Consider the following 22,408-nt stretch of genomic DNA (forward strand, 5'->3'; position numbering starts at 1 on the left):
AGCGGTTAATTTTAGATCTGCTGCAGTGACACCATTCTTTTGAATTTAGGAGACAATTCCGTGAGTTCTTCGAAAGTACCGTGGCTGCTAACTTTCCCATTTTCGAGCATATAAATCTGATCGGCCTTTTTAATTGTCGACAGGCGGTGCGCGATGATGATTAAAGTATAATTGCCTTGCAGTTTTTCAATGTTGCGCTGAATGAAGAGCTCGGTTTCAGAGTCGAGCGCCGAGGTCGCTTCATCCAGGATCAGGATCTCCGCCTTTTTATAAAGCTCCCTGGCAATGGAGATCCGCTGTTTTTGTCCACCAGAGATCAGCATACCTTTGTCGCCAAGGCTGGTAGATTCCTTCTCCGGCATGTTCTGGATGAAGTCTGTCAGGGAAGCAAGTTCGATGACATCCCAGAAGCGTTTGACGTTTTCCGGGCTTCTTTCCGACCAGAAAGTAACGTTGTTGAACACATCATCTTTGAAGATCACCGGTTCCTGGGAGATGTAGCCGATGGTACTCCGGAAGCTGTCCATATTGTATTCTGTAACCTGGACCCCGTCAAGGGCAATATAGCCTTGTTCTGGTGGCAGGATGCCCGTGATGATGTTTGCAAGGGTGGTCTTCCCCGATCCGCTTTCGCCAACGAAGGCTACAGTATGGTTTTTCGGGATCAGCATGCTTACATCGTTGATCACGGTTTGATTGCCATATTTAAATACGAGATTTTTGAGTTCCAGTTTGTTCTGCAATCCGCCAAAGAGACGATCCTTCTGGATCTCACGGTTTGCTTTCATGTCGTCCTTCAGTTTAGACACCGACTCTATGGCACCTACGTTCTGCACGAAATTCTGCCAGGCATTCTGGAAGCTCATCAGGAAGGACAAGGCGCGGTAAAATAGTAGTAAACTCAAAAGAATGGAGCTGAGGTTGCCCCCCATCCAGCGGATCTGGATGATGATCACCAACACGACAATGATCATTACGATAGGCTCTCGGATACTGGCCGTGATGGCCTGGTAGTAACCGACCTTACGGTTCAGGGTTTCGGTTTCGTCGATCACTTTTTTGATCTTACGGGTAAATCCCAGGAACTGGTTGGTGGCTTTGAGGTATTTGAAATAGTGTACAGCCTCGATCAGGTAGGCTGTAAAGATATCGCCTTTGGAAGAGATCTTAAAAGAAGCTGTTTTTACGCTGCGTACCATTTTGCTGAATAAAAGGTTCATCACCATCGATCCTACAGCCACCAGGATGGCGAACTGCCAGTTGGCGAGGAAGGCCATTGCTACATAGGTGAGCAACATCCCCACAGCACTTGTGGAGTTCAGGTAATGTGTTAGGGAAACCTGTAATTTCTGTACTTCGGATGTTACGACGTTCTGGATCTTACCGGCATTCTGGCTCAGAAAGCCTTTGTAGGAGAGATTTTGAAGATCATCTGTAAGCCCGTAACGGATGGTACGGATGAAGGTCTGTTTTAAACCCACCTGGCAGTATAGCTCCACGAATTTCAGGGTGCCCTTGGCCAGGAACAGGAATACCAGCATGGCCAGCACACTATAAATGTTAAGTGGCAGGTGGAAGTATTCGAACATTTCTGTCAGGAAGTTCAGCTTGCCCATGGATTGGGACTGGTCTGCACTAGGCTGCCCGCTTTCACTCATCGACTGCAGCAATGGAATAAACATGGCGAGCCCGACCCCATCTAAGAAACTGACGCCAATACTCAGCATCAAGGTGATCACGAACTTGATACCAAGAACCTTATAAAAGAAATTAAAATACCCTAAAAAATTGTGTTTGATACTGGTCGACTTCATCTATTCCTATCCTGTTATATTAATCCTATTTGTTTCATCATCCTCCTGTTCGGGGAATCTGACGTTCGTTGTCATTAGAAATACCATACTTACTGCGAAAAATAAATTGTTGAAGGATGATACGGAGAGGCCGTTAATTAGTACGATGGCGATGAACACCCAGGAAACATCTTTCCTGACGCCACTTCTAACAAGCAGCTGGTAGCAGGCATAAATGATGAATACCAATCCCAAGATACCGTGATCATAGATCACGCGGAGCAGGAACGAGTGCAACACCACGGAGTAGCAGGTGCCATCGCCGGACCTACTGAACATCATCTTGAAGTAGTTCATATAGCTACAGGCGCCACTGCTGAGCCTGCTGATGCGTGGTGCACCAAAGAGCCATTCAAAGAGGTTCCAGTCCTTTACCTGACTCCACCATACGAGCATAAAGCGGTAACGATCCACGTCTTCCAGGCTGTCGGAGCGTTGGGAGAAAACCATGTAAGCGACAACACCCAGCACGAGAATAGCACCTGGCACGATAAATACCCTTGTTTTTTTGAAGGTATCGTAAAACACGAACAGCACCAATACGCTGTACATCAGCAAGGATGAGCGGGAAAGGGAAAGAATGGTAATGACCCCGGCGAATGCAAGCAGCATTAGTGATTTCTCCTTAGTAACGGTATATCGTACCAGGAACAAGGCATAGATGAACATCAGCTCGAAGTTATTCTCCATGAATAAAATCGGGCGGTTTTCACCTTTGATGACGATGGCCGCCAGATACTTGGTGGAGAACAGTGCCAGCGCAATCATAAACACGCGGTTGGTACCCTTGTAGGTCATCAGTTCTTTTCGGGTGAGAAAGGTGAGGAAGAAGAAGTAGATGACAAACTTATAGATGAGCAGGAAATCCTGGATGTTGGCCCCTTTATACATGACCGCCCAGAAATACGATAAGACGAGGTAGAGGATACTAAACCATCTTATGAATATGATGCTGGGGATGATCTTCTGCTTTTTGGTCCACCAGAAACCCAGGAAAGCATAAATCAGAAATAACGCTTCCAGGGTATATTCTGTGAATTCTGCCTGTCTCTTGGTGAGTAGCAAAGCAAGCGAAACCAACCCTAAAGAAGTGATGGTAATGACAAATATGTTTTGAAAGAAGAAAGATTTTAAGCTTTTTGCCTGTTTGTACACCACTTATTTTTAACTACTTAACATAAAACCACGGATAGAATTCACCAGTGTGCTGGATGCGTATTCGCCAATGACGGCTTCTTCCGTTTGTGCATCCTGCATTAACATTTTAACAATCTTTATTTTCAACTGCTCCTCGTCATAGGCGACCGGCACGTAACCCAGCTCTTCCATTTTACGGGCGCTGTCGATCTGGTGGTTATCGCGGTGTTCGCCAAGTTCGGCTTTGCGCGGAATAACGATGATTGGTTTACCTTTAGTAAGTGCCGACACTATTGAACCCATGCCGGCGTGGCTGATGATCAGTCGTGCTTCATTGATGATCCGGCTGTATTCTACCGGGTGCAGGAAACCGACAAGTTTGATGTTTTTAGTTTCAAAGTTTACACCAGATGCCTGCACTATCACTTCTTCCCCATCCAATTCAGCCGCCAATGCGTCCATGACTTTTACAAGTCTGTTAAAAGGAGCCTGTGTACCTGTTGTTACAAAAATCATAATAATATATTACCAGCGTAAATAACTTTGGGGCCAGATAGATCCGGCCACTGTGTATATAAACGATCGACAAATTTCAGCGCGATCCTTCCACTTAGGGAAAGCTTTTCGGCGCTGGCGATGGAGTCGATCCATATTGTCTTCATGCCTAATAATTTTGCAGCAAAAAGGCCCATTAAGCCTGGTGCCGCTCCTGTAGAAATCACAAATTTCGGGTTTTCCCGTCGTACAATACTGAACAGCAAATAGAAGATCCGGATCAGCTTGTACTTGTTCCAACGGTTTGCATCCGGAACACAGTAAAACTTTGATCCCTTTACGGTCGCGGCTAAATTTGGGTCTGTTGACACATATACCACTTCCATGCCAGAAAAGGCGGGTAGCAGCCGTAGCAGCTCTACCCAGTGACCACCTTTAGACGCTATTGCAAGCACTTTCATTTTGAATCTCCTGTATATACGAAATTATTTTTCCATCGTTGAGAGATAAAAGCCTTGATTACTGCTTGTTCCTGGCTATTTACCAGGGGCTTTGTCGTTAATGTTGCTTTGAGACCGTAATAGAAGTACAAAATACCCGGATAGATGCCTCTTTCTTTGATGAGCTTCAAAGTTTTGAAGAAGTACATATAGAAAGGATACCCCATATTGCGGTATTCTGTTGCTTCGCGTTTAAGTCCTTTTTTAAAACCACCTTCGGCCATTCTTGTTTGCGTAGGATACAAATGAAGAATCTCCTGTTCGAAGAATTTCTCTGTAATGTATCCATTGCCACGTGCCAGGATATTATCGATGCCGTCCCAACCTTTGAAAGGTTTCAGTCCGCCCATCGCTTCCAGCGTATTGCGTCGGTAGAATTTTGTTTGTCCTTGCGTATGCCATCTGTATGGCGACTCATAGATTTTTTTACCGGTATTGGACAAGGTGTAAATCACGCCACTTGCAATGCCCAGCTTAGGGTATTCATCGAATTTACGTACAATGAACTCCAGGTAGTCATCCCGGTCGATCACCAGATCAGCGTCCATCTTGCCAACCAAGTCCCATTGCAGGCCCAGTTCATCTGCAACCTTCAGGCCAGCATTAAATACGTCAACAACGTTGTTCCCGGTTGCACGCTGTGCAGATGCCCCCTGGCGGCGGTGGTAATGAATGAACGGGTATTTCGCCTGATATTCCTGCACCATCCTGGGCGATTCGTCGTCCGAACCATCATCAATAAGAAGCCATTTTACGGGATGCATTGTTTGTCTGACAATGGAATCCATCGTTTTTAAAATTGAATTTGCTTCATTTTTAAAAGGCGTAATAATTAAAAGCTGCATATTGAATTAAGATTTTTTGAACCAAGATTTAAATTTCCTTCCTACACCAGGTACATCATGGCCGTAACTGCCGTAGTTGTATCCGTAGCCATAGCCATAACCGTTTCCGTTACCAATTTTAATATCGTTGACCATGATGCCCAATTGCTTCATCCGGTTGTTAGCATTAAGATCTTCAACAATTTCCAGCTGTGACTTTTCTGTATAAGCATGTCTTACTACGTACAGACAGAAGTCGGCATAGTCGCCCAATAGCTGCGCATCAGTTACCACCCCAACTGGAGGTGCATCCACGATGATGTAATCAAACATTGTCCGCAGCTGTTCAATAAGTTCACCCGCTCTGTTGCTAAGCAGCATCTCTGCCGGGTTGGTTGGAATATCTCCCGAGCTGATGAGGAACATATTTTCATGTACGGCTAATGGTCTGATGATCTCTTTAATGCCGATCTTTGCATCGTTCACATAGTTTGTAAAGCCAAATAGGTTATCGATCCCGAATTTGGAAGACAAGGTCGGTTTGCGAAGGTCAAGCTCCATCAGCAGGACCTTTTTACCGGATAGTGCAAGCACGTTTCCAAGGTTGATGGAGGCGAAGGATTTACCCTCACCGGAGGTGCCTGAAGTAACCAAAATCAAGTTACCTGAGGGCTTGCTGAGGTAAAAGCTAAGATTGGTTCGCAGGGCACGGAACTGCTCAGCAATAGCGGAGCGGGTCATGTTGCCGATGATGAGGTTCTTCACATCCGAGCTGTGGCCAATTTCTGCAATCACCGGCACTGAAGTACGTTTATTGATGTCGGCCTTGGTATCGATTTTAGAATTCAGCAGGTATTGACCATAAATTGATCCGGCTGGAATGATGAGCCCCAATAAGATACCTGCCGCATAATACAGCATTTTGTTCGGGCTGATTGGTGAGGTACCCGACTTTGGTGGATCAATATTGGTTGAGTTGGGTGTGTTATAAGTCTTCGAGATTGCAGTTTCTTCGCCCTTTTGCATCAGGAAGATGAAAAGCTCTTCTTTGATCTTTTGTTGTCTGGCAAGGTCAAGGTAGTTACGCTCATTTCTTGGAACATCCTGCACCTGTCCTTCAACATTGCGGAGTTGGGCCATTAAACGGTTCCGGGTAATGTTCAGCGTATTTTTGCTGCTGTTCAAACTCGCAAGCATGTCGCTGTTTGTGCTGGCGATCTGCTGGTTCAGGTTTACAATGATCGGGTTGGTTTCAGTTACGCTCATTAAACGTCTGTCGCGTTCCAGGATTAATGCATTGTGTTTTTCAACCAGGTTCTGAAATAGCGGATCAGACACCACCAATGAACTTGGGACGATACTCGAGCCTTTTGCATTTTTACGCATGTAATCTTCCAGACTCGCCAGAACACTTAACTGCGTTTCAACCCTTGCCAGTTCGTTCACATATTGAGAACTGTTGCTGATCAATTCGCTCGACTGTTTAGACATCTCGGTAATCTTGTTCTTCTGTCTGAAGCCCTGAATGTTTGATTCCAGACTACCCAACTCTCCACCAAGATAACGTAAACGTGCCTGGATGAAGGCATATGCGCTATCGGCAAGGCGGTTACGGTCGTTGACATTTGTTTCAACGTAGTTTTTCAGGAGGCGGTTCATGATGTCCTCTCCACGTTTAGGCACGGGATGGTTCATGGTCATGTTGATGACCGATGCCGTTGTACCTGGAAGTACGATCAACCCTGCACGTAATGACTCCGTAATTTTATCAATGGAAGTTATGCCAACCAGGTATTTCGTCTGGGTTGATGGCCTGGATTCAGCCTTAAGGAACTGTACTGTTCCGACACCATTTAGCTTAAACGGCTTATTGTAGTTCACCGTAGTATCCAGCACATCAGATTTGATATTGATCTTATCAGCACCAGTAAATTGCACTTCAAGAGATCTGCTGCGGATGGTATCTATTGGCTCAACAATATCCAGCACAAACGGCGCGGTATAAAGCTCGCGGTCACGAAGTTTGCCTTTTTCGAAGTAAGTCACATTTAACTTCAGGTCTCTTGCAACAGTTTCCATCAGGTAGCGTGTTTGTAGGATCTCTGATTCATTGGCAACAGTTGCACTTGCCATAGATCCGAGTTCACCCAGCAGCTGCGTTTCTGCAGTTGTACCTCCCCTTTGGGGGTCGTTGATCTGTACTTTCGCAGTGATTAAATACATCGGTGTTTGTGTTTGTGCGATGTAATAGGCAATTCCAAAACATACCAGGATGGAGATCAGAAACCAGTACCACTTGGACCAAAACTTACGTAAAAGATTTTCCAACCTAAAGTCATCCTCGAACTCTGTCATGACCTGGGTATTTTTTTTTGAACTCATATTAAAGTTAAGTGTATTTATTTATTTTAATAACCCTTATAAAGAAGGGGGTGCAATGATAATAGAATGTTAATCTAGTTTTGTCAAGAGCTTAACCTGTGCTGTGAAAAGCGCTAACTTACTAGATCGACAATTAATCCAGCCTGGTATAAATTAGTATAATCGTAGACAAAGCGCTGATAACTAAAGCTGCGGTTGTTCTTGTCGAGTTGTTCAACTGCAATACTTTAGCCTTGTTGGGCTCTACATAAACCACGTCATTCTGTTTAAGGAAATAATATGGGCTTTTAAAGATGTCGGTAGAGTTCAGGTTTAGTCTTGCAAATTCCTTTTTGCCATTCACATCGCGGATCACCATGATGTTATCTCTTCTACCAAAAATGGTTAGATCGCCTGCTAAACTTAGCACATCCAGAATCGACACTTTTTCATTTGGCACACTGTAAACCGTGGGGCGGTTAACTTCGCCCAGCACAGACACCTTAAAGTTTGCAAAGCGTACCGTAACATTCGGGTTTTTCAGATCGCGGCTGGCTTTATCACGGATCAGTTCTTTAGCCTGAAAAGTTGTTAGACCTGCAACCTTTACTTTACCGATCAGGGAAAGTTCGATCTCCCCGTTTTTATCCACGAGATATCCGCTAACCTGTTCTCTTCCGTTGTTTGAACCCGAAGATGAAGCTACAGAAATGGTGGTTCCTGCCTGATTAACAACCGCCGCACTGCCCGGATCGATCGTATTAATACTTACTGCAAGAATATCATCCGCTTGAATAACAGGTTCAGTGAAAGTTGCTACCTGCTCCAACACCGAACGGTTAGCACCGGAAACATTTTCAAGATAGGTAACGTTTTTCCGGCTGATACAGGAAGAGATAAAAAACAATGTACTGATACATAATGTTTTTACAATTAATTTGCGCTTTAAATGAAATGCCATATTTAATGTGTTTTTTAAGAATATTCTAAAAACGTAGACTTATAGTTAATAATGTAAGCAGCCTTGGCTGGACATGCGCCTTATATCAAGAATTAATCCAAAGATAATCCATAAAACCCTGTTTTTACTGCCAAACAGGGCGAAGGATACCTTATGGGAAATGGAACGTGAATTTTATGAGAAATAGTGTATAAAGTAAACTGTCCTAATTAATCTATTTTTGCTGAGCACCTGAATAAAAGGCCTCAGCGTACTGGAAAGGGCCTGATTTTAGTGGTAAATACCTCCAAACGGGCGTATTTACGACCATTTTGGGCGATTTTTTTAAACAATTTATAAGAACACACATGATTTCAATCATTATACCTTGTTACAATAGTGAAACTTTCGTTGGGCGGGCACTCGATAGTGTGTTAAAACAGACCTATAAAGATTGGGAGATCATCCTGGTGAACAATAATTCTACGGACGGTACCCAGGCCGTGCTGGACGCTTTTCAAGCGAAATATCCAGAGAAGGTTCGTGTATTTAATGAAACAAAAAAGGGTGCCCCAGCTGCCCGGAATAAGGGACTGCAGGAAGCAAAGGGCGAATGGGTGCAGTTTTTGGATGCTGATGATGAAATTTTGCCGGAGAAACTTGCCGGACAGATTGCCCTGGCAGAAAAGGAAGGCGCAAGCATCGTTACGAGTCCTTATACGCGTATCGGTACGCGCGACAGGAAACACTTTGTGGTACCGCGGGGCTTGTATTTGGATGATGTATGGTCTGCGCTTATTCTCTCTAATATGGGGATCACCAGTTCCAACCTCTTCAAAAGAGCACTGCTATTACAAGTAGAAGGTTGGGATGAGAAACTGGTTGCTTCTCAGGAATACGACATGATGTTCAGGATGTTGCAGTTAAATCCGAAGGTAGCATTTGACAACCGCGACCTGACCATCATACATTTCGGTTCTGTGGAATCCGTATCACGCACCGAAGACCGTGTTAAGGGCAGAAAGATCCTGGATTCCAGAATTGACCTTCGCTTCCGCATTAAGAAGTATCTGGCTGAAAACAACCTTTTAACGGAGGAGCGTTCGGCACATGTCAGCAAGTTCATCTTTGAAACCCTGATGCTTAACTATCGTACAACACCGGAGGACGTTACGGAAATCCTTGGCAAGTTAAAACTTGATATTTCTATCTGGAAAAGATTACATGGCTGGTATTTCATGCGTAAAATGGATCTGAAAAAGCTCTTGATCAAGTATAAACTGATGCGCTAAACATCCGGGAAGCACAAGGCCTTTAGCCAAACAGCTGTTTATTCTTAAAGTCATAATTGCCCACAAGCTGGTACAACTTGCCGCTTTTCACCATCTGATCGAGCACCTTCAGGTGTCGTTCGTGATGAAGATCGGTCGCGGTAACATCATATATCCGGTTAGATAACAGGTATTCTGCGGCCTGCTTTACACCCTTTCCATAGTAGCCTGATAAGGAGAGCAGGTTAAGCTGGAACAACACGCCCATATCTTTCAGACGGTTAAAGCGGGGATAGTTGTTGTGGTAAAAAGTATAACGCTCTGGATGTGCAAGAATCACGTAATAACCCTGTAACTGGAGGTCGAAGATCACCTGTTCAATGTTTGGGTTTTCAGAAAGGTATGACATCTCGATCAGGATATACTTTCCTGGAAAAGCCATCAGATCAGGCCCCACAACAAAGGTCTCATCAACCATATGCTCAGCCGCAGCAGAGATGTCAACGGTTAAGCCATCCACAGCAAGACCTGCTTTCAGGTTATCTAAGGCGCCGGTAATTGTGGCTCGGGTATTTGGATATAGTTCGGTAAAGATATGAGGTGTACAGATAAACTTGTAAAAACCCAGTTCCTGAAGTCCTTTGATCAGTTTTATCGAAGTGGCCACATCTGGGGATCCATCGTCTATACCAGGCAGCAGGTGAGCGTGAATGTCTACGCCAAGCCATTCAATATGATCTACAACCGGTTTTCTTTTAAAAAAGGAGAACATCTATGTCATTTAAGCTTTATGCACTGCAAATCTAATACATTTGAGCGTATACCTGCAATGGCTGCTGCTAATGGACTAGATTTCAGAGATTTTCTGAAGGAGTTCTTGCCCGTTGTGACTGCCGGGCTCTTGATACACGCCGAACACCGGATCTTTGGCTTGCATATTTCTTGCAAGTATTTTCCGGTAGCGTCCGCTCAGAAAGGAAAGCACTTCATTACCAATCAAAGTAATAATAATCAGGATGGTGAGTATCAGGTTATCTCCCAGTTGCTGAAAACTGCAAGCCATGATGATCAGCAGCAAATTGAATCCGGAAAGAATAGCAGTAGCCTGGATATGATTCAAACGCAGTGATAGTAATCTATGGTGCAGATGATTGTTATCTGCACTGAAAGGTGAAGTGCCTTTCATGATCCGCAGTGTAAATACACGAAGCGTATCGAATACAGGGACAACCAGGATGGCAGCAAGCAGTGAAACCTTGGCGGTGATTGCAAAACCAGCCTGACCGGCATGAAGCACCTGTGTGCTGTTCATGAACTTGATGCTGAACACTGCCGCAAGCAGGCCGATAAACAGCGATCCCGAATCACCCATAAAGATTTTTGCCGGCGTAAAATTATAATAGAGGAAGCCCAGCAATGCCCCGGCTACCGACAGGGCCAGCCAGCTCCAGCCCGGTTCCGCAGTTTCATAAAACAGAAAAGCGAACATAAACATGGCGATGCTGGCCAGTGTTCCGGCCAGACCATCAATGCCATCAATTAAATTAAATGCATTTACGACGCCAACAATGAACAATAGACTTAATACCAGACTCACCGCCTGTGGGATTTCGTAAATACCGAGGATACCCTGCAGGTTATCGATCCGGAAGCCACCGGCAACGATGAGCACCAGCGCACTTAACAGCTGAGCCATAAACTTGACCAATGGCCCAAGCACCAGAATGTCATCCTTCAGCCCAGTCAGGAACAGGATTAAACCCGCAGCGATAATGGTGTTAGCCTCCGGGACCATAGCCGGAGGAATAAATAAAGTACAGGTGAAAAGCACGGCGAAAAAGAGTGCTATGCCTCCGAAATTTGGTATCACGTTCTTGTGAACTTTCCGGCTTTCTACAGGATCATCAAACAAGTGCTTTTTGAAAGCGATGTCAATGATCTGTGGTACTGCAAATACCACAAAAAACAAGCTTGTGAAGAATACCAGAATAGACTGCATCTTATTTATGTTTTCGAACCTGTAAAAACGCAACAATTAAGCCAATTGGCAAGTAATCCAATGAACTTAGATTGTCGTTATCTTAATTTTATGCCTTGTCTATAGAATTGAAGCACAACTTATTACATAATAAGCTCCTCCTCTTTAAACACCTCGGCCACCTTTTTCAGTGCAATGCCCACAACGTGGTGCATATCGTAGTATTTATAATCTGCCAAACGTCCACCGAAGATCACATTTGTTTCCGATCGCGATAGTTCTTTGTACTTTTTAAACATCTCTTCGTTGCGTGCATCATTTACGGGATAGTAGGGCTCATCACCTTTCTTCCACTCGGAGGGATATTCGCGTGTAATCACTGTTTTTTCCTGAGTACCGAACTCAAAGTGCTTGTGTTCAATAATCCTGGTAAAAGGTGTTTCGGCATCCGTATAGTTCACCACAGCATTTCCCTGGTAGTTGTCGGTATCCAGTGTTTCATGTTCGAAACGCAGGCTCCGGTATTCCAATGTACCAAACCGGTAATCGTAAAATTCGTCGATCATACCGGTGTAAACGACAGTCTCCGCGATATCATTCAGGGCTTCACGGTCTTTGAAGTAATCCACTCCTGTCCGTACTTCAATGCCCTCCAGCATTTTCTCGATGATACTTGTATAACCACCATTTGGAATGCCCTGGTAAGTATCATTGAAGTAGTTGTTATCGAAAGTAAAGCGAACGGGTAACCTCTTGATGATGAATGCAGGCAATTCCGTTGCCTTTCTGCCCCATTGTTTTTCAGTGTAGGATTTAATGAGCTTAAAGTAGATGTCCTTCCCAACCAGCGACATGGCCTGTTCTTCCAGATTCTGCGGGTTTTCAACGTAGGCATCGCCGATCTGTTCCTCGAGTTTGGCTTTCGCTTCCTGAGGGGTTTTCACTTTCCAGAGTTGATAGAAAGTATTCATATTGAATGGCAGGCTGAAGAGCTCACCATTGTAGTTTGCCACGGGCGAGTTGGTGTACCGGTTAAATTCAACGAAGGAATTTACATAATCCCATATTCTTTTGTTGCTGGTATGGAAGATATGAGCGCCATAGGTGTGTACATTGATGCCTTCCACCGGTTTGGTATATATATTTCCACCGATATGCTCCCGCTTATCAATTACAAGGCATTTTTTACCACGTTTTGTTGCTTCATGTGCGAATATGGCTCCATAAAGGCCGGAACCAACAATTAAATAGTCGTATTCTTTTTCCATATTTTACTTTTCTAGAAAAAAGAGCTAAATCGACCAAAATGTTTTATTAAAGGCTATTCAAAGTAATTTAGCGTATTAAACCCGCCACTTTTCAGGTGTTCATCCTTCTTCATAAGGGTAAGGTCCGCAAGAATCATCTCTCTGACGAGCGCAGGCAAATCGTATTTTGGCCTCCAGCCAAGTTGGGTTTTCGACTTTGTCGGGTCGCCTAACAGCAGATCAACCTCCGTGGGTCTGAAGTATTTAGGATCTACACGTACAACTTCCTGACCCGGATGCAGATTCACCGGATTAAGTCCAAGCTGCACCACCATATTCTGGTCCACATCAATGATTACACCGCGTTCATATTGATCCTTGCCACTGAACTCGATTTCAATTCCAAGTTCCGCGAAAGACATTCGTACGAAATCCCGAACGGTGGTCGTAATACCGGTGGCGATCACAAAATCTTCGGGTTGCTCCTGCTGCAGGATGAGCCACATGGCTTCAATGTAATCCTTTGCATGGCCCCAGTCGCGCTGTGCAGAAAGGTTCCCAAGATATAAGCAACGTTGCAGGCCAAGCGCGATTTTCGCTGTTGCACGCGTGATCTTGCGGGTCACGAAGGTCTCCCCGCGCAGCGGACTTTCATGATTAAACAAGATGCCATTACAGGCGAACATGCCATAAGCCTCCCGGTAATTCACGGTGATCCAGTACGCGTACATCTTCGCTACCGCGTAGGGAGAGCGTGGGTAAAATGGGGTATTTTCACTTTGCGGCACCGCCTGCACCAGTCCATAAAGCTCCGAAGTCGAAGCCTGGTAGATCCGTGTCTTGTGCTCCATACCCAAAATTCGGATGGCTTCCAGCAAACGCAGGGTACCAATACCATCAGCATTGGCCGTATATTCCGGCATTTCAAAACTCACCTGCACATGGCTCATGGCGGCAAGATTGTAAATCTCGTCGGGTTGGGTCTCCTGAATGATCCGGATGAGGTTCGTAGAATCTGTCAGATCACCGAAATGCAGCTTCAGGTTTACATGCTGTTCGTGTTGATCCTGATACAAGTGGTCAATACGATCGGTGTTAAACAAAGAGGACCTTCTTTTAAGGCCATGAACGAAATATCCTTTGTTGAGCAAAAATTCTGCTAGGTATGCGCCATCCTGCCCGGTAATGCCTGTAATTAGTGCCGTTTTCATGTTCATCAGGGTTAACAGGCACAAATAAACCCAAAAATTGTTACTTTGCCTTAATATACATCAAGCAATATATGATCCCGGGAAATCCTGACGAACAGCAATCCAGCCATCATTACCATGATCTTTTCGAGGTCAGCCCACAGCCGAGCTGGGTCTATGATGTTGCGACCCTCAGGTTTCTTGATGTAAATGAAGCCGCTATAGCACATTACGGCTATTGCAGAGCGGAATTTTTAACGATGACGTTGCGGGATGTTCGACCGCCCGAGGATATCGCTGTATTGGATGACGCTATTTCGTTGGTGCGAAGTCATGTTCCGAGAGCTCCTAGAAAAATCTACCGTCATCGTAAGAAGAACGGCGACATCATCGATGTTCAGATTCAAAGTAACGCATATACTTTTAACGGCAGGGAGGCGCGACTTGTGCTGGTGAATGATATTACAGCCATCATCCAATCCAAGCGTGAGATGGAGCGGTCCAAACTGGAGCTACTAAAAAGCGAAGCGCGATGGAAAGCGCTGGTACAGGATGGTTCGGACATGATAGCCGTGGTAGATGATTCGCTGAACTACACTTTTGCAAGTGAAAGCTGCACCTCTATTCTGCATATTGCTACGGAAACCTTCCTGACCAGCAATGCATACGATTTCGTTCATCCGGAGGATAGGCGAAAAGTTCGGGAAAGTACGGTAATGCTGCCACAACTTAAGCGTGTCTCGCTAGACCCCTTCCGCTTCCGTGACGGACATGGCAACTGGCGCTGGATAAAGACTACACTGACTGATCTGAGAGATGATCCCGCAGTTCAGGGCATTGTTGCCAACTCCATGGATGTTACCGCATCCATACGGACAAATGAAGAGCTCAGGCTCAGTAACGAACGTTATAAACTGGTACTTAAAGCTGCCGATGAGGCTATTTGTGACTGGGATATCGTGAATGATGCGGTTGTTTGGGGCAGTGGTTTCTCCGAAATATTTGGTTATGATTTAACAGAATATAATAATAACCTATGGTCAGACAATATCCATCCCGACGACCGTGATCGCGTGCTTCTGGAGGTAAAAGACATGATTAATGACCCTACACGTGATATTTATTATAGCGAGTACCGTTTCTTAAATGCCCGACGGGAAGCCATTCTGGTACAGCATCGTGGTATATTTCTTAGAGATGAGCAGGGCCGTGCCATCCGGTCTGTGGATACCCTGCGTGACATCACTGCCGAGCGGGAACGCTTACACCGCATTGAACAACAAAACAAACAACTCAAGGAAATTGCCTGGGCACAGTCTCATCATGTACGTGCTCCGCTGGCGCGTATCATGGCACTTTCCGAATTACTGAAAGGAGAAGTTTTTAGTCCGAAGCAACAAGAGGTGATCAACTATCTCTCCGCATCGGCATCAGAATTGGACGAGGCCATCAAAGCCATCATCAAAAAAACGGAATAACCTTAACGCCGGCAACCCGCAGCCATACCAGCTAATTATCAGGTATTTACCATTGCGCCCATAAAGATTATTCGCAATAATCTGAACAACTGCACTTGTTTAAATGTTCCATTGTAACATTTACCTAAAAAACAAGGAGGAACTTTATGTTAGCAATGAATTACCGCGGTCCGCGCCGCGTTCGTGCAGACCAAAAACCAATGCCGGAAATCCTTCATCCAAATGATGCCATTGTGCGGGTAACCCGTTCATGTATCTGTGGTTCGGATCTACACCTTTATCATGGACTTGTGCCGGATACCCGAGTGGGAATGACCTTCGGGCATGAATTTATTGGTGTTGTGGAGGAAATTGGGCCATCGGTGCAAAAACTGAAAGTGGGCGATAGTGTGATCGTGCCATTTAACATAGCCTGCGGAACCTGTGCATTTTGTAAACAGGAACTTTACGGCAACTGCCATGAGTCCAATCCACAGGCGACAGCTGTAGGGGGCATTTTCGGCTATTCACATACTGCCGGCGGTTACGACGGTGGACAAGCAGAGTTTGTACGTGTACCATACGCAGATGTTGGTCCAACGGTAATCCCTCCAGGCATGGATCATGATGATGCAGTATTGCTAACAGACGTGGTACCTACCGGCTATCAGGCTGCCGAGATGGGCGGCATTAAAGCCGGCGATACGGTTGTTGTATTTGGTGCAGGTCCCGTAGGTATCATGGCTGCGAAATGTGCCTGGCTGTTCGGTGCAGCACGTGTCATTGTCTTTGACCATGTTGAATATCGTTTGGAGTTTGTAAAGGAATACGCCAACTGCGAAGCCTATAACTTCCGTTCCATTGAAGACCCCGTACTATTCGTTAAGAAAACTACAGACTGGCTTGGCGCAGATGTCTGCATTGATGCGGTAGGTGCTGATGCATCTGGGAATGCGCTGCAAACCATTACCGGAAAAAAATTACTGCTGCAGGCGGGTTCTGCCACAGCACTGCACTGGGCCATCAATGCTGTTAAAAAAGGTGGTATTGTATCTATTGTTGGGGTTTACGGTCCTACAGACAACCTGGTGCCGATCGGCAACGTGGTGAACAAAGGTATCACCATCCGCGCAAACCAGGCATCCGTTAAAAGATTATTGCCGAGACTTATCGACCACGTTCAGGCTGGACGCCTTGATCCTAAAGCAATGATCACACACCGGGTGCCGCTTGAAGAGGTTGCGGACGCTTATCACATCTTTTCTTCAAAACTGGATAATTGTATTAAAACAGTTCTTATTCCACCATCTGCAAGGAGATAAACATAACGATTATGGAAAATTTAAGTAATGATTATACACACATCAAAGGTTGGGGCATAGATGCGGATCCTGAAAATGAACCCACCTATCCGATGAAAAAATATACGGGCGACGATCACAAACGCATCAATTGGGAGCGCCCGCCATTGCAGCCCGTGAATATTGAGGTCCTGCACTCCAACGAACGGCCAAATATCACAGCTGTTTTCGGTACTTCCACACCACCCTCAGGTTTGAGTGGCGCCATTCGCCGGTATGCTTTTCAATTCAGTGAAAATGAGTACATGCATTGGCTGCCATTACTACTAGCCGACCGCGTCAATGTGGTTGAAGGAATTGTGGATGACCTTAAACGCGGTCATATCCCAAATATCTTTGCCGAAAAAGGCATGAAAGCGGAACTGAAGCACAATCCGAAAGGTTTGGCGAAGAAAGTACTGGTAACGCTGGCGGTAACTTCGATCGCCTATGCGCTATTGAAAGGCAAGAGCAAAAAACACTAGAAAACTGTGCTCCAATCAAATACAGCTTTCTTGTGTGCTTCATGGAGTTTAGGAGCATTTTGCAAAAAATATGATCCTATAAAAAACGCCGTTGTGTAAACACAGCGGCGTTTTTTATAGGATCATCGGCTTAGACTGCCTACTTATCTTTTGTTCGCAGCAGAATGATCGATCGGCCGCCAACAGTAATCACCGATGAAGCACCGTAGACTTCTTCTGACTCTTTCCAGCCGGCAGCAGTGTTCAGGACTTGGATCCATTGATCTGCGTACTCGGGTCCTGGAAGATGGAAGTCCAGATTATCGTGATAAGCATTGAAAATCACGTAAAAACTATAGTCAATCACTTTTTCGCCCTTGAGACCTACACTGTGCAGGCCCATACCATTCAGGAATACGCCTAAGGATTTCGCAAAATCCTCATTCCAATTATGTTCTTCCATCAGGCCACCTTCTGGAAGAAACCAGGCGATGTCACTAACGCCTGAACCTTTAATGGGCTGTCCTTGAAACCACCTGCGCCTACGGAAAGATGGATGGCTCTTGGTTATATCTATCAGCTTTCTGGTATAGTTCAATAGTTCCGCATCAGCATTCTCCCAGTCGATCCAAGAAATTTCATTATCCTGGCAATAGGCGTTGTTATTCCCATGTTGGGTCTTGCCGAGCTCATCTCCAGCAACCAGCATCGGTACGCCCTGTGACAGAAACAAGGTGGCAAGGAAGTTTCTTTTCTGCTTATTCCGCAGCTCTATAACCTCTTGGTCATCTGTTGGCCCTTCAACACCACAGTTCCAGGAACGGTTATGGTCTTCTCCATCCTGGTTGTTCTCACCATTTGCCTCATTATGTTTTTCATTGTAGGAGACCAGGTCATGCAGCGTAAAACCGTCGTGGGCGGTAAGAAAGTTGATGCTGGCTGTGGGGCGCCGGTTATCATCCTGGTAAAGATCCGGGCTACCGGTAAAACGTTGCGCAAATTCTCCCAGCATGCTGTCCGCTCCGCGCCAGTAATCCCTGATACAGTCGCGGTACTTACCGTTCCATTCTGCCCATCCCGGAGGAAAGTTACCAACCTGATAGCCCCCTTCGCCGATATCCCAAGGCTCTGCAATGAGTTTCACCTGTGAGATCACCGGATCCTGATGGATAATATCAAAAAATGCACTTAGACGGTCTACTTCATGCAACTCTCGCGCAAGGGTAGGTGCCAGGTCAAAACGGAAGCCATCCACATGCATATCGAGCACCCAGTAGCGTAAGCTATCCATCATCAGCTTCAACACCGCAGGCAAGTTCGCGTTCAAGGTATTGCCGGTGCCGGTATAATCCATGTAATAGCGTTTATTATCTTCAACCAGGCGGTAATAGGTTGCATTATCAATGCCCTTGAAGGATAGGGTCGGCCCCAACTCATTTCCTTCTGCCGTATGGTTATACACCACGTCAAGGATGACCTCAATACCAGCCTTATGCAGCGCTTTCACCATATCTTTGAACTCCTGCACATGAGCGCCACGGTATGGATTGGATCCATAACGCACGTCGGGTGCAAAAAAGCCAATGGTGTTATAGCCCCAGAAATTACTTAGGCCTTTTTCCTGTAGGTGATGATCGTTTACAAACTGGTGTACAGGCATCAGTTCCACCGCCGTAATCCCTAGATCTTTCAGGTACTTAATCGTAACCGGGTGCCCCAGTGCCGCATAAGTTCCACGAATTTCTTCCGGGATGTCCGGATGCCGCATCGTAAAGCCTTTCACATGCAGTTCATAAATGATCGAATTGTGGTAACTCGTTCTCGGTAGCTTATCGCCTTCCCAATCATAGGTCGGATCAATCACAACAGCCTTTGGAATATACGCAGCACCATTCTCCTCACTAAAACTAAGATCCGCATGTTCGGCGTTGAAGTCGTAACCAAAAAGTGAATGGTGCCAGTTGATGACGCCAGAGATGGCCTTGGCATAAGGATCTATAAGCAGTTTGTTCGGGTTAAAACGGTGGCCATTCTCCGGTTCATAAGGCCCATGTACACGGAAGCCATAAAGCTGCCCAGGTTTGATATCCGGCACGTAACCGTGCCAAACCTGGTGGGAATGTTCCGGCAGAAACATCCGGTATGATTCCTCAGCATCGTCCTCATGATCAAACAAACATATTTCAACCGCTCTGGCATTTTCGGAAAACAGCGCAAAATTTACCCCCTCTCCGTCCCAGGTGGCGCCTAATGGATACGGCTGACCTGGATATATGATTCCTTTTCCCATTATATTGATATTCTACCTCCTGTTACTGGAATTGTTGCACCCGAAATATAACTTGCCTCATCTGCAGCAAGGAAAACATAGGCATAAGCCACTTCTACCGGCTGCCCGGGTCTTCCCATCGGCGTGTTCTCTCCAAATTTTTCCGGTTCTGGCATGGTCGAAGGAATAAGTGGCGTCCATATGGGTCCTGGTGCCACAGCATTTACACGGATGCCTTTACCAGCTTCCAGTAGCATTTGACTCAGGTTAGCGGTAAAGTTCTGGATAGCCCCTTTTGTCGCCGCATAGTCCAGCAATGAGGCATTTGGATTGTAGGCATTGATTGACGTTGTATTGATGATGTTGCTGCCCGGCTTCATGTATGGTTCGGCCGCTTTGCACAGGTAAAACATCGCCGTAATATTGGTATCAAAGGTCCGGCGCCATTGTTCTGAAGGAATGTTCTGCAATGATTGCTGTGCCATCTGGTAGGCGGCATTGTTAACCAGAATATCAATTTTTCCAAATTCCTGTATCGCATGCTTCACAATACTCATGCAGTGTGCCTCCTCGCGGATGTCGCCTCTTACCAGAACAGCCTTCTGTCCTGCCGCACGCACCAGTTCAGCAGTATGCTCTGCATCCTCATCTTCAGATTCATCGAGATAGCTGATCAGTACATCTGCACCTTCACGTGCAAAGGCGATGGCTACGGCCTTACCGATACCGGAGTCACCTCCAGTGATTATGGCCTTTTTGCCCTTTAGCCGGCCGCTCCCTTTGTAGGATTCCTCGCCGTGGTCCGCCAGGGGCTGCATCAGCTTTTCCTGTCCGGGTACAGATTGCTCCTGTTTGGGGAAGGGTGGTTTCGGGTATTTGTCGCTTGGATTTACGTTTATGTTGTAGTTTTCCATGGGTATGATTTAGGTTGATACTTAGGTCCATTTTTAACAAAGCAGCATTTGCAATGTTTGAAAGATTATTTAAAACTTACTGATTTCTCTCCTGTTAATCTGCTAAACCTTGAACTATGGAAAACAGTAATAAAACCGCACTGATCACAGGTGCTACAAAAGGTATTGGCTATGAACTGGCCAAACTTTTCGCGAAAGACAACTACAACATCATCATGGTGGCACGTACACCAGAGCGCCATGGCAGCATTGAAGAAGAATTTGCCATGCTATATCCACAAGGGACCTTTCACTATTTAGAAAAAGACCTTAGCCGCGACGGCGCAGCAGATGAGCTTTACCAGGAAGTAAAGGCATTGGGGCTACAGATCGACGTCCTGGTGAATAATGCGGGTATTGGTGAAGCAGGTCCTTTCATTGAAACAGATCTGAAAAAGAACCTGGAAGTGGTCCATACCAATGTCGTGAGTCTGGTTAGTCTTACACATTATTACCTTAAAGAGATGGTGGCTCGCAATGAAGGAAGGATTCTGCAGCTGGGTTCTGTGGCAAGTTTTAGTCCTAACCCTTTGATGTCGGTTTACGCAGCTTCGAAGGCATTTGTTCGCTCCTTTACCGAAGCACTCATCAATGAAATAAAAGATACAAATGTAACCATGACCCTGCTCGCACCGGATGCGACGGATACCGGGTTCTTTATCAACGCCAACGCAGAAGATACGGTAGCCAACCAAGGTAAAAAGGACAGCCCTGCTGATGTGGCAAAGGCGGGGTACGAAGCGCTAATGAAGGGTGAGCATCGATTGATCTATGGCCTGTCTGCAAAAGCAATGGTGACCATGGGTAATGTAATGACCGACGAGGCGCAAGCTGCGATGGCCAGAAAGCAGTTTGAAGAAAAATAGTTTAACAACAACACAGCTAAGACCGGAACCACTAGTTCAAAGCCGCTTAACACATCTGTCAAGCGGCTTTTTAGTTGAATAATGAAAGTAACTAGTGTTTTTGTTTAAGGCTTTAAAATCACCTTTATACAGTCGTCCTCTTTTTCATCGAATATCTTATACGCATGTGCGACCTCACTCAAAGGCAGGTTATGACTGATGATGTCATCAAGCACTACCTTCTCCTCTTTCACCAGCTCGATCAGGTGATCAATGTAGTTCAGCACAGGTGCCTGTCCCTGCTTGATGGTGATGCCTTTATCAAACATCCGGTGAACCGGGAAAGCATCGTAAGGGCTTCCATACACACCCACAATGGAGACTGTTCCACTTCTGCGAACAGCTTTAAAGCATGCTTCCATTACTTTAATACTGCCTTTCTGGAAGTTTATGGTCGATTTTAGTTTATCCAGTACATTACGTTCCGGCTCAAAGCCTACTGCGTCGACACAAACATCCGCACCGCGGCCACCAGTCATTTCGCGAATAGCCTCTATAACATCTACTTTGTGCGGGTTTAGCGTGTCAACCTTGTTCACAGCTTTGGCACGTTCCAGGCGATAGTCCAGCGGATCTATTGCAATTACACGGCTTGCCCCATTGATCCAGGCGGCCTTCTGCGCCATCAGTCCAACAGGTCCTGAACCGAAGATGGCCACCACTTCACCGCCTTTAAGCTGTGCCCAGTCAATCGCAGACCAGCCGGTCGGGAAGATATCCGTCAGGAACAAAGCCTGTTCATCCGTGAGGTTATCAGGGATCTTGCGTGGGCTGATATCTGCGTAAGGCACACGAACATATTCAGCCTGTCCGCCGGAGTAACCCCCATAGAGGTCCGTGTAGCCGAACAAGGCAGCACCTTTCTGGTCTGCCATATCGCCATTTGGTCCATAATGTTTGTAGTTGGAGTTTTCGCAATGCGGAGATGCGCCATGACTACAGAAAAAACAGGATCCGCAGGCGATCGGAAAGGGAACGATCACCCGGTCGCCTTTCTTTAAGTTTTTAACTGCGGGCCCCACTTCTTCCACCACGCCCATGAATTCATGACCCATGATCATGTCGGTAGGTTGTGGCACGGCGCCGCTGAGGATATGCAGATCTGAGCCACAGATTGCGGTTGACGTAACCCGGAGGATGACATCGCCACCTTCTTCTATACGGGGATCGAGAACGGTATCATAACTGATATCGCCAGGTTTGTGAAATACTGCTGCTTTCATA

General features: G+C 45.8%; 19 protein-coding genes. 5 read left to right on the plus strand and 14 right to left on the minus strand.

The genetic code is table 11. From position 1 onward, the window contains the following. Nucleotides 1–11 precede the first annotated feature (11 nt). From ACTHQF_RS13295 to ACTHQF_RS13325, 7 genes are all read right to left on the minus strand, one after another. On the minus strand, nt 12–1,814 hold the full coding sequence (locus ACTHQF_RS13295; protein WP_440430763.1) for an ABC transporter ATP-binding protein: 1,803 nt from the start codon (nt 1,812–1,814) through the stop codon (nt 12–14). A 6-nt stretch (nt 1,815–1,820) separates the two neighbouring features. Continuing rightward, a complete protein-coding gene (locus ACTHQF_RS13300) occupies nt 1,821–3,008 on the minus strand; it encodes a hypothetical protein (protein WP_440430765.1) in 1,188 nt (395 codons plus the stop codon). Nucleotides 3,009–3,017: 9 nt separating this feature from the next. Then, a complete protein-coding gene (locus ACTHQF_RS13305) occupies nt 3,018–3,452 on the minus strand; it encodes a glycosyltransferase (protein WP_440430767.1) in 435 nt (144 codons plus the stop codon). Nucleotides 3,453–3,502: 50 nt separating this feature from the next. After that, nucleotides 3,503–3,946, minus strand: coding sequence for an oligosaccharide biosynthesis protein Alg14 (locus ACTHQF_RS13310; RefSeq protein WP_440430769.1), 444 nt, complete (start codon nt 3,944–3,946; stop codon nt 3,503–3,505). Next, a complete protein-coding gene (locus ACTHQF_RS13315) occupies nt 3,943–4,830 on the minus strand; it encodes a glycosyltransferase family 2 protein (protein WP_440430771.1) in 888 nt (295 codons plus the stop codon). The genes ACTHQF_RS13310 and ACTHQF_RS13315 overlap by 4 nt, the downstream gene beginning before the upstream one ends. Nucleotides 4,831–4,836: 6 nt before the next feature. Next, entirely contained in the window at nt 4,837–7,191 is a 2,355-nt protein-coding gene (locus tag ACTHQF_RS13320) for a GumC family protein (protein WP_440430773.1), read from the minus strand. A 133-nt stretch (nt 7,192–7,324) separates the two neighbouring features. Further along, on the minus strand, nt 7,325–8,131 hold the full coding sequence (locus tag ACTHQF_RS13325) for a polysaccharide biosynthesis/export family protein (protein ID WP_440430775.1): 807 nt from the start codon (nt 8,129–8,131) through the stop codon (nt 7,325–7,327). A gap of 347 nt (nt 8,132–8,478) precedes the next feature. Here ACTHQF_RS13325 and ACTHQF_RS13330 point away from each other — a divergent pair, with 347 nt between their 5' ends. Continuing rightward, the gene (locus ACTHQF_RS13330; RefSeq protein WP_440430777.1) at nt 8,479–9,402 is read left to right on the plus strand and encodes a glycosyltransferase family 2 protein; all 924 of its coding nucleotides are present in this window, start codon (nt 8,479–8,481) and stop codon (nt 9,400–9,402) included. Nucleotides 9,403–9,424: 22 nt separating this feature from the next. Here the strand turns inward: ACTHQF_RS13330 and ACTHQF_RS13335 are convergent, their stop codons facing one another. The 4 genes from ACTHQF_RS13335 to gmd form a co-directional block, all read right to left on the minus strand. Then, nucleotides 9,425–10,153: a tyrosine-protein phosphatase gene (locus ACTHQF_RS13335; protein WP_440430779.1), complete on the minus strand. Its 729-nt coding sequence runs from the start codon at nt 10,151–10,153 to the stop codon at nt 9,425–9,427. A 75-nt stretch (nt 10,154–10,228) separates the two neighbouring features. Next, a complete protein-coding gene (locus ACTHQF_RS13340; protein WP_440430781.1) occupies nt 10,229–11,380 on the minus strand; it encodes an MraY family glycosyltransferase in 1,152 nt (383 codons plus the stop codon). Between the two features lie 122 nt (nt 11,381–11,502). Continuing rightward, nucleotides 11,503–12,627: a UDP-galactopyranose mutase gene (glf, locus tag ACTHQF_RS13345; protein WP_440430783.1), complete on the minus strand. Its 1,125-nt coding sequence runs from the start codon at nt 12,625–12,627 to the stop codon at nt 11,503–11,505. A 53-nt stretch (nt 12,628–12,680) separates the two neighbouring features. After that, entirely contained in the window at nt 12,681–13,817 is a 1,137-nt protein-coding gene (gene gmd / locus ACTHQF_RS13350) for a GDP-mannose 4,6-dehydratase (protein WP_440430785.1), read from the minus strand. Nucleotides 13,818–13,888: 71 nt separating this feature from the next. On the opposite strand from gmd, the gene ACTHQF_RS13355 reads away from it, so the two are divergent. The 3 genes from ACTHQF_RS13355 to ACTHQF_RS13365 all read left to right on the plus strand — a co-directional run bounded on the left by ACTHQF_RS13355 (nt 13,889) and on the right by ACTHQF_RS13365 (nt 17,078). Continuing rightward, nucleotides 13,889–15,274, plus strand: a complete 1,386-nt coding sequence (locus ACTHQF_RS13355; RefSeq protein ID WP_440430787.1) for a PAS domain S-box protein — start codon at nt 13,889–13,891, stop codon at nt 15,272–15,274. Nucleotides 15,275–15,420: 146 nt separating this feature from the next. Further along, nucleotides 15,421–16,575, plus strand: a complete 1,155-nt coding sequence (locus tag ACTHQF_RS13360) for a zinc-dependent alcohol dehydrogenase (RefSeq protein WP_440430789.1) — start codon at nt 15,421–15,423, stop codon at nt 16,573–16,575. 11 nt (nt 16,576–16,586) lie between these two features. Beyond that, a complete protein-coding gene (locus tag ACTHQF_RS13365; protein ID WP_440430791.1) occupies nt 16,587–17,078 on the plus strand; it encodes a hypothetical protein in 492 nt (163 codons plus the stop codon). Nucleotides 17,079–17,217: 139 nt separating this feature from the next. Here the strand turns inward: ACTHQF_RS13365 and glgX are convergent, their stop codons facing one another. Continuing rightward, entirely contained in the window at nt 17,218–19,347 is a 2,130-nt protein-coding gene (glgX, locus tag ACTHQF_RS13370; protein ID WP_440430793.1) for a glycogen debranching protein GlgX, read from the minus strand. Then, nucleotides 19,347–20,240 (minus strand): SDR family oxidoreductase, encoded by an 894-nt coding sequence (locus tag ACTHQF_RS13375; protein ID WP_440430795.1) that lies wholly within the window; start codon nt 20,238–20,240, stop codon nt 19,347–19,349. Before ACTHQF_RS13375 ends, glgX begins: the two co-directional genes overlap by 1 nt. 116 nt (nt 20,241–20,356) lie before the next feature. Here ACTHQF_RS13375 and ACTHQF_RS13380 point away from each other — a divergent pair, with 116 nt between their 5' ends. Then, the gene (locus ACTHQF_RS13380; protein ID WP_440430797.1) at nt 20,357–21,145 is read left to right on the plus strand and encodes an SDR family NAD(P)-dependent oxidoreductase; all 789 of its coding nucleotides are present in this window, start codon (nt 20,357–20,359) and stop codon (nt 21,143–21,145) included. Nucleotides 21,146–21,249: 104 nt separating this feature from the next. Here ACTHQF_RS13380 and ACTHQF_RS13385 read toward each other — a convergent pair whose 3' ends face one another. After that, nucleotides 21,250–22,407 (minus strand): zinc-dependent alcohol dehydrogenase, encoded by a 1,158-nt coding sequence (locus tag ACTHQF_RS13385; protein ID WP_440430799.1) that lies wholly within the window; start codon nt 22,405–22,407, stop codon nt 21,250–21,252. Between the last annotated feature and the right edge of the window lies 1 nt (nt 22,408).

The organism is Pedobacter sp. SAFR-022 (genome assembly GCF_051965375.1).
In the GTDB taxonomy this organism is placed as follows: domain Bacteria; phylum Bacteroidota; class Bacteroidia; order Sphingobacteriales; family Sphingobacteriaceae; genus Pedobacter.

Coding starts and splice junctions, on each gene's coding strand:
- ACTHQF_RS13295 (WP_440430763.1), bottom strand. CDS start 1,814: ATGAAGTCGACCAGTATCAAACACAATTTTTTAGGGTATTTTAATTTC.
- ACTHQF_RS13305 (WP_440430767.1), bottom strand. CDS start 3,452: ATGGACGCATTGGCGGCTGAATTGGATGGGGAAGAAGTGATAGTGCAG.
- ACTHQF_RS13310 (WP_440430769.1), bottom strand. CDS start 3,946: ATGAAAGTGCTTGCAATAGCGTCTAAAGGTGGTCACTGGGTAGAGCTG.
- ACTHQF_RS13315 (WP_440430771.1), bottom strand. CDS start 4,830: ATGCAGCTTTTAATTATTACGCCTTTTAAAAATGAAGCAAATTCAATT.
- ACTHQF_RS13320 (WP_440430773.1), bottom strand. CDS start 7,191: ATGAGTTCAAAAAAAAATACCCAGGTCATGACAGAGTTCGAGGATGAC.
- ACTHQF_RS13325 (WP_440430775.1), bottom strand. CDS start 8,131: ATGGCATTTCATTTAAAGCGCAAATTAATTGTAAAAACATTATGTATC.
- ACTHQF_RS13330 (WP_440430777.1), top strand. CDS start 8,479: ATGATTTCAATCATTATACCTTGTTACAATAGTGAAACTTTCGTTGGG.
- ACTHQF_RS13335 (WP_440430779.1), bottom strand. CDS start 10,153: ATGTTCTCCTTTTTTAAAAGAAAACCGGTTGTAGATCATATTGAATGG.
- ACTHQF_RS13340 (WP_440430781.1), bottom strand. CDS start 11,380: ATGCAGTCTATTCTGGTATTCTTCACAAGCTTGTTTTTTGTGGTATTT.
- glf (WP_440430783.1), bottom strand. CDS start 12,627: ATGGAAAAAGAATACGACTATTTAATTGTTGGTTCCGGCCTTTATGGA.
- gmd (WP_440430785.1), bottom strand. CDS start 13,817: ATGAAAACGGCACTAATTACAGGCATTACCGGGCAGGATGGCGCATAC.
- ACTHQF_RS13355 (WP_440430787.1), top strand. CDS start 13,889: ATGATCCCGGGAAATCCTGACGAACAGCAATCCAGCCATCATTACCAT.
- ACTHQF_RS13360 (WP_440430789.1), top strand. CDS start 15,421: ATGTTAGCAATGAATTACCGCGGTCCGCGCCGCGTTCGTGCAGACCAA.
- ACTHQF_RS13365 (WP_440430791.1), top strand. CDS start 16,587: ATGGAAAATTTAAGTAATGATTATACACACATCAAAGGTTGGGGCATA.
- glgX (WP_440430793.1), bottom strand. CDS start 19,347: ATGGGAAAAGGAATCATATATCCAGGTCAGCCGTATCCATTAGGCGCC.
- ACTHQF_RS13375 (WP_440430795.1), bottom strand. CDS start 20,240: ATGGAAAACTACAACATAAACGTAAATCCAAGCGACAAATACCCGAAA.
- ACTHQF_RS13380 (WP_440430797.1), top strand. CDS start 20,357: ATGGAAAACAGTAATAAAACCGCACTGATCACAGGTGCTACAAAAGGT.
- ACTHQF_RS13385 (WP_440430799.1), bottom strand. CDS start 22,407: ATGAAAGCAGCAGTATTTCACAAACCTGGCGATATCAGTTATGATACC.